At 73.1% G+C, this 6,624-nt stretch carries 6 protein-coding genes and 1 pseudogene; 4 read left to right on the top strand and 3 right to left on the bottom strand.

Annotated features, from left to right (window positions below; genetic code table 11):
• Window positions 1-2: 2 nt before the first annotated feature.
• Both AB0H87_RS35610 and AB0H87_RS35605 read right to left on the bottom strand, forming a co-directional pair.
• The gene (locus AB0H87_RS35610) at window positions 3-962 is read right to left on the bottom strand and encodes a tRNA (adenine-N1)-methyltransferase (RefSeq protein WP_360156092.1); all 960 of its coding nucleotides are present in this window, start codon (window positions 960-962) and stop codon (window positions 3-5) included.
• Window positions 959-2,050: a M50 family metallopeptidase gene (locus AB0H87_RS35605; protein WP_360156095.1), complete on the bottom strand. Its 1,092-nt coding sequence runs from the start codon at window positions 2,048-2,050 to the stop codon at window positions 959-961. The genes AB0H87_RS35610 and AB0H87_RS35605 overlap by 4 nt, the downstream gene beginning before the upstream one ends.
• 130 nt (window positions 2,051-2,180) lie before the next feature.
• Between AB0H87_RS35605 and AB0H87_RS35600 the strand changes: the two genes are divergently transcribed.
• The 3 genes from AB0H87_RS35600 to AB0H87_RS35590 all read left to right on the top strand — a co-directional run bounded on the left by AB0H87_RS35600 (window position 2,181) and on the right by AB0H87_RS35590 (window position 4,411).
• Window positions 2,181-3,113, top strand: a complete 933-nt coding sequence (locus AB0H87_RS35600; protein ID WP_360156089.1) for a PD-(D/E)XK nuclease family protein — start codon at window positions 2,181-2,183, stop codon at window positions 3,111-3,113.
• Window positions 3,114-3,138: 25 nt separating this feature from the next.
• On the top strand, window positions 3,139-3,690 hold the full coding sequence (locus AB0H87_RS35595) for a helix-turn-helix transcriptional regulator (protein WP_360156086.1): 552 nt from the start codon (window positions 3,139-3,141) through the stop codon (window positions 3,688-3,690).
• Between the two features lie 100 nt (window positions 3,691-3,790).
• Window positions 3,791-4,411 (top strand): alpha/beta hydrolase, encoded by a 621-nt coding sequence (locus AB0H87_RS35590; protein WP_360156083.1) that lies wholly within the window; start codon window positions 3,791-3,793, stop codon window positions 4,409-4,411.
• 3 nt (window positions 4,412-4,414) lie between these two features.
• Here the strand turns inward: AB0H87_RS35590 and AB0H87_RS35585 are convergent, their stop codons facing one another.
• Window positions 4,415-5,119 (bottom strand): response regulator transcription factor, encoded by a 705-nt coding sequence (locus AB0H87_RS35585; RefSeq protein ID WP_360156080.1) that lies wholly within the window; start codon window positions 5,117-5,119, stop codon window positions 4,415-4,417.
• A gap of 137 nt (window positions 5,120-5,256) precedes the next feature.
• Between AB0H87_RS35585 and AB0H87_RS35580 the strand changes: the two are divergent.
• Window positions 5,257-5,997, top strand: a pseudogene (locus AB0H87_RS35580) (ABC transporter ATP-binding protein); the annotation flags it as partial.
• Window positions 5,998-6,624: the final 627 nt, after the last annotated feature.

Here is a 6,624-nt window from a genome sequence, read left to right as displayed (position 1 = left end):
GGTCAGCTCGCTGTCGTAGGGCACGCCGTCGTCGGACGCCGTGCCGACCAGCCGCGTGGACAGGTTGCCGTCCGCCGAGCCGTCCCGCGTCGCGGTGACCACCGGCGCCTGGTTGCTGACGGGCGGCACCGGACGCCCGGCGCGAGCTTGCGCGCGGAGACCAGGAACGCGGTGTGCGCGATCATCCGGTGGTCGGGGCGCACGGCCAGGCCCTCGGCGTGCCAGTCGCGGACCAGCGACTCCCAGGCGCGGGGCTCCGTGAAGCCGCCCTTCTCGCGCAGGGCCTCGACCAGGTCGGAAAGCTGCGTGGTGGTGGCGACGTAGCCGATGAAGACGCCGCCGGGGACCAGCGCGCGGGAGATCAGGTCGACGGCGTCCCAGGGCGCGAGCAGGTCGAGGATGATGCGGTCGAAGCCGGTCTCGGTGGTGTCCAGGACGTCGCCGGTGCGCAGGGTCCAGGCGGGGTGCGGGCCGCCGAAGAAGGCTTCGACGTTCCTGCGGGCGATGGCCGCGAAGTCCTCGCGCAGCTCGTAGGAGATGAGGTCGCCGGACGGGCCGACCGCGCGGAGCAGCCAGTTGGCGAGGGCGCCGGAGCCGGCGCCGGCCTCCAGCACGCGGGCGCCCGGGAAGATGTCGCCCATGGTGACGATCTGGGCGGCGTCCTTCGGATAGATCACCTGGGCACCGCGGGGCATGGACAGCACGTAATCGGACAAAAGCGGCCTAAGGGCCAGGTATTCCGTGCCGCCGGTGGATCGGACGACCGAGCCGTCGGGCCGGCCGATGATGGCGTCGTGGGCGAGCGCGCCGCGGTGCGTGTGGAACTCGCGACCGGGTTCGAGGACGACGGTGTGCATGCGGCCCTTGGGGTCGGTGAGCTGGACCCGGTCGCCGACGCGGAACGGTCCCCGGTTGGCCGGGGTCGTGTCGGGCTCGGACTGCGCGGTGGTGGTCGGGTTCACGTCCTCGTCTTTCCGTTGGGCTCCAGCAGCTGCGCCAGGTCGGACAGGCGCAGCACACCGACCACATCTTGTCCTGAGGTGACGAGGTATTGCGAGCCCGGGTTGCGCTGGACCGTGGTGATCACCTGATCGCCGCTCGTGCCGACCGGGATGGTGGGCACCCCGTCGATGCCGCGGGCGACCGTGTCGACACTCACCCAGGGGCGCCGCTCGAGCGGCACCGCTTCGACGGCGGCCTTCTCCACCAGGCCGACGAGGCGCCCGGCCGAGTCGACCGTGGCCAGCGCGGCGTCCTGGCGGCCGGCGGCCAGGGCGAGGCGCTGCGCCTCGGCCAGCGGGGTGCCGCTGTGCACCATGAAGACCGGCCGGGCGAGGCGGGCGAGGTCGATCAGCGGGAACCGGCGGCTGATGCGGGCGAACCGGATGCTCTGCCCCGCGCCCTGCCACAGGGTCAGCGCGATGAGCAGCATGAAGACCAGCCCGAAGAGCGACAGGATGTCGAAGTACGCGAGCGCGGCGACCGTGACCGCCACGGCGACCGCGAGGCCCCGGCCGACCCAGCCGGCGACCTCGGTGCCGATGTGACGGTCCTTGGAGAACCACCAGACCACGGCCCGCAGCGCCCGGCCGCCGTCGAGCGGGAGGCCCGGCAGCACGTTGAAGATCGCCACGACGACGTTGCTGAACGCGACCTGGAAGCTGAGCTCGTTCCAGAGGGTGCCGTCGGGCAGGGCCAGCGTCACCCCGACCGCGGCGCCGCCGAGGACCAGCGAGACCGCCGGGCCGGCCAGGGAGACCAGGAGGTCCACCTTCGGGCTGGGCGCGTCGCGGTCCATCTCGGTGTAGCCGCCGAGCAGCTCGAGGGTGATCCCCTTCACGCCGATGCCGAACCGCCGGGCGGTGATCGCGTGGCCGAGCTCGTGCAGGAGCACGGAGACCAGCAGGCAGACGACGAAGCCGAAGCCGACGAGGTAGCCGGCGGCGGGGTGCAGGTCGAGCTGCTGCCGGACGAAGTTTCCGTAGAGCAGCGTGATCAGGCCCGCGAGCAGGAGGACGGAGGGATTGAGGTAGAGCGGGACACCCCACACACGGCCGACCACCAACCCGGGCCGTCGCTCGGGCTGATCTTTACCGCTCGCGTTGTCTGCCATCGTATCGATGCTATCGACACGACCCGCCCACGCGGTTTCGTCGTACCCCTCGTTTAGCGTCTGGGGCATGACAACGCAGGCTGTGTCCCTCGAGCCGGGTGACGAGGCGCCGGTTTATCCCTCGCTGTCCCCCTCCCGCGCGGCCGACTTCAAGACCTGCCCGCTGCTCTACCGCTTCCGCACGATCGACCGGCTACCCGAGACCCCCAGCCCCGACCAGGCCCGGGGCACGCTGGTGCACGCGGTGCTGGAGCGACTGTTCGACCTGCCGGCCGCCGCGCGGACCGCCTCGGCCGCCGCCGAGCTGGTCGCCCCGCAGTGGGAGCGGATGGTCGCCGAGGAGCCTTCGCTGGCCGAGCTGTTCCTCTCCGACGAGCCGCCGGCGCTCATCGAGGACCCGGCGATCGACGTGCGCCGCCCCTGGACCACCGACGACTTCCTGGCCTCGGCGCGTGGGCTGCTGGCCGGCTACTTCAGCGTGGAGGACCCGAGCCGGCTGGAGCCGGCCGAGCGCGAGACCCTGATCAGCGCCGTGGTCGACGAGCAGCTGCTGATCCGGGGCTACATCGACCGCCTCGACGTGTCGCCCGACGGGGCGCTGCGGGTCGTCGACTACAAGACCGGCGGAGCGCCCCGCGAGGCGTTCGAGGCGCGGGCGCTGTTCCAGCTGAAGTTCTACGCGCTGGTGCTCTGGCGCACCCGGGGCGTGGTGCCGCGGGTGCTGCGGCTGCTCTACCTACGCGACCAGGAGGTCTGCGACTACTCCCCCGACGCCGAGGAGCTGGCCCGGTTCGAGCGCACGCTGGTGGCACTGTGGCGGGCGATCGAGCGGGCCACCGAGGCCAAGGAGTTCCGGCCGCAGCCGAGCCGACTATGCGGCTGGTGCGCGCACCAGGCGGTGTGTCCCGCGTTCGGCGGCACGCCGCCGCCGTTCCCGGCACCGCGGCCGCGCACCGAGCAGCAGCCCGGGGAGGTGGTGACCCCTGGGGCCGACGAGTGAGCCCACTGGCGCGCTGAGCCCCGCGGTGGTCGAGGCACTGCGTTACTGGCCGGGTTTCCGGCCGGTGACGGCGGCGGCGGTCGACATCTCGGTGCTGGTGCCGTTCCTGGACGCGCGGCTCGGCGCGCTGCCGTGGTGGAACCCGGCCTGGCGGGTGGTGGAGGTGCGGGCCGCAAGCCCGTGTTTCACCTCGACCACCGAAAACCGCGTCGTCGAGGTCTCGGTGCCCGGGAAGGTGGGCGGCGAGGGCGGGTCGCTGCCGTTCTCGGCCCGGGTCCGCTTCGAAGGCGACCGGCTGCTGCGCTTTCAGGCGAAGATCGGTGACATGGTCATCGGTCCGGCGGCGACGGTCGGCGACACGCCGGAGCCCGACCCGTTCGGCGCCGTGGTGGCGCGGCTGATCGACCTCCGCGGGCTGCCGGCCAGCGACGTGGCCCGGCGCGCGGGCATCTCGATGTCGACGGTCCGCTGTCTGCGGGGCGGCTGGACACCGGACCCGGTCATCGTGCGCCGGCTCGCCGAGGCGCTCGACATGACGGCCGACGACCTCCTCGCGATCGCACGACTGGAACCCTGACCGGCGATCGTGGCCTGGCGGGCAAATGCGAAGTTGGTCGATAGCCTGAGCTGAGTTGGTCACCGGTAACCGGGGGTCCAGATGGCCAGGTGTGTCAGGCGTGCTCCAGCTCGGGTCCGGCGCACCTCGGCGGTCGTCGTGGCCTGCCTTGCCGCCCTGGTCGCTGCGGCTGCCGCTGACCTGGCCCCAGTTCGCGGCGGACCACGACGCGTCGGCCGCCGGTGACGCCAGCGCGCTGCTGACGGCCGCGCGGGCCATGCAGACGCCGGCCGGCTTCGCGGCCTCGACCACGTCGACGGCGATCTCGTGCGGCGACGCGCCCGCCACGGTCCCGGTGACGGACTGGCCCGCGCAGATCGCCCGGTTCGACGAGGTCGGCAAGCTGTGGGGCGCGGTGCTGGGCTGGTGGCTGTGGGCGCCGTGCGCGGCCGGCTGGCCGGCCGACGCGCCGGGCCGCTTCAGCGGGCCGTGGAACGCGCGGACGGACACGCCGATCCTGCTGTTCAGCTCGCGGTACGACCCGGCGACGCCGTACCGCAACGCGCAGGCGGCGGAGCAGCGACTGGGCAACGCCGTGCTGGTCACGATGGACGGCTGGGGGCACCCGAGCTACCAGATCCCGTCGGCGTGCATGGACGCGCTGCGCACCAGGTACCTCGTCGACCTCGCCGTCCCGCCGCGCGGCACGGTCTGCCAGCCGGACGAGGTGCCGTTCGGGTAGGGGTCAGGCGCCGGGGCGGACCAGGCCCGACTCGTACGCGAGGACCACCGCCTGGACCCGGTCGCGGAGGCCGAGCTTCGTGAGGACGTGGCCCACGTGGGTCTTGATCGTGGTCTCGCTGACCGAGAGCTTGCGGGCGATCTCCGCGTTGGACAGGCCGCGGGCGACCTGGACCAGGACCTCGCGTTCCCGGTCGGTCAGCGTCGCCAGCGCCGGCCGGGTGGTTTCGCGGGGGTCGGGCAGCGCCGCGGCGAAGCGGTCCAGCAGGCGCCTGAGGATCCGCGGTGCGACGACCGCCTCGCCGGCGGCGACCGTGCGGATCGCCGTCACCAGGTCGTCGGCGGGGACGTCCTTGGCCAGGAAACCGCTCGCGCCCGCGCGGAGCGCGCCGACCACGTACTCGTCGAGGTCGAAGGTCGTCAGCACCAGGACCCGGACCGGCAGGCGGGCCTCGACGATCGCGCGGGTGGCGGCCACGCCGTCCATGCGCGGCATGCGGACGTCCATGAGCACCACGTCGGGCAGCAGGCGGCGGGCCAGGTCGACGGCCTCGGCCCCGTCGCCGGCCTCACCGACGACGTCGAGGTCGCCCTGCGCGCCGAGGACCATGCGGAAACCGGTGCGCAGCAGGGGCTGGTCGTCGGCGAGCAGCACCCGGACCGGCCGCCCGGGTGTGTGCGCCCCGTCGGCCGCGGCCTCCGCCGTCATCGCCACCCCACTCCCTCGTCACGTACACCGTCATCTTTCCGCACGTCGGCTCGGGCGCGTGTGCCTGGCCCCGCAGGCGAAGGAGGCTGGGCGTTTCACCATTAAATGTCCGGAACGCTGGGGAATGATCGGACAACATGACGACGACTGCCGTGACGGGACCGGCCGCGCGGGCCGTCCACGTGTGGAAGGTGTACGGGGCCGGCGAGACCGAGGTCGTCGCGCTGCGCGACGTGAGCGTCGACCTGGAGCGCGGGAAGTTCACCGCGATCATGGGGCCGTCCGGTTCCGGCAAGTCGACGCTGATGCACTGCCTGGCGGGGCTCGACTCGGTGAGCAGCGGCGACGTCTACGTCGGCGACACCCGGGTCACGGGCCTGGGCGACGCGGGCCTGACCCGCCTGCGGCGGGACAAGATCGGGTTCATTTTCCAGCAGTTCAACCTGCTGCCGACGCTGACGGCCGAGGAGAACATCCTGCTGCCGATGTCGATCGCGGGCCGCAAGCCCGACCCGGAGTGGTACCGCACGGTCATCGAGACCGTCCGCCTCGGCGACCGGCTGAGCCACCGCCCGTCGCAACTCTCGGGCGGCCAGCAGCAACGCGTGGCGTGCGCCCGGGCCCTGGTCAGCCGCCCGGACGTGATCTTCGCGGACGAGCCGACCGGCAACCTGGACTCCCGCTCGGGCGCGGACGTCCTGACCTTCCTGCGCGACTCGGTGCAGACCCACGGCCAGACGATCGTGATGGTCACCCACGACCCGGTCGCGGCGTCGTACGCGGACCGCGTCCTGTTCCTCGCCGACGGCGCGGTGGTGGACGAGATCCTCGACCCGACCGCGGACGCGGTCCTGGACCGCATGCGCACGATCGACGCCCTGGACGAGTCGACACCGGGCCCGGGCACTGTGCCGACCAGCGGCCCGGCGCCGGAAAGCCGCGGCACCACGGACCCGACGGGCCGCACCCCTCATCCCGGCCGCCTCGGCGGCGGCCCGGCTCCCGGTCCACATCGGACCGAAGGGGAACCGGGTACGGGCGGCGGGACCGCGGGGCCGCCGGAGCCGGGCTCCCCTTCGGCCCGCGCCGGCGCAGAAGCCGCATGGGACGCGGTGCGGGTGGCAAGGGTCGACCAGACACCAACCGCGACGGCAACGTTGACGGCGACGTCGGTCTCCCCTGCGGGCGCGGTACCGCAACGGTCGCGGGCGCGACAAGCACCTCCTGACACGGCACGCCGAACCCGCAAGCCCACCAACACAACCACGGATCCGACGCGCTCCGACTCGTCAGCACCGCCCCAGAGCCCAGGCGACGGCACGAAGCCCGACCCGACGGCCACCAGGGGCGCGAGCGAGATCTCGAGCTCCGCAGCTGATGCGGCCGCCGAGTCGACGGTCGCCGAGGCAGCAGTGCGCGCCGCAGGCGCGGTAGACACCGCAGGCGCGGTAGACACCGCAGGCGCGGTAGACACCGCAGGCGCGGTAGACACCGCAGGCGCGGTA

This window comes from Asanoa sp. NPDC050611 (genome assembly GCF_040654855.1).
In the GTDB taxonomy this organism is placed as follows: Bacteria; Actinomycetota; Actinomycetes; order Mycobacteriales; family Micromonosporaceae; genus Asanoa.
The sequence above is the reverse complement of the archived record's forward strand: the minus strand, read 5'-3'. Positions and strand labels throughout refer to the sequence as shown.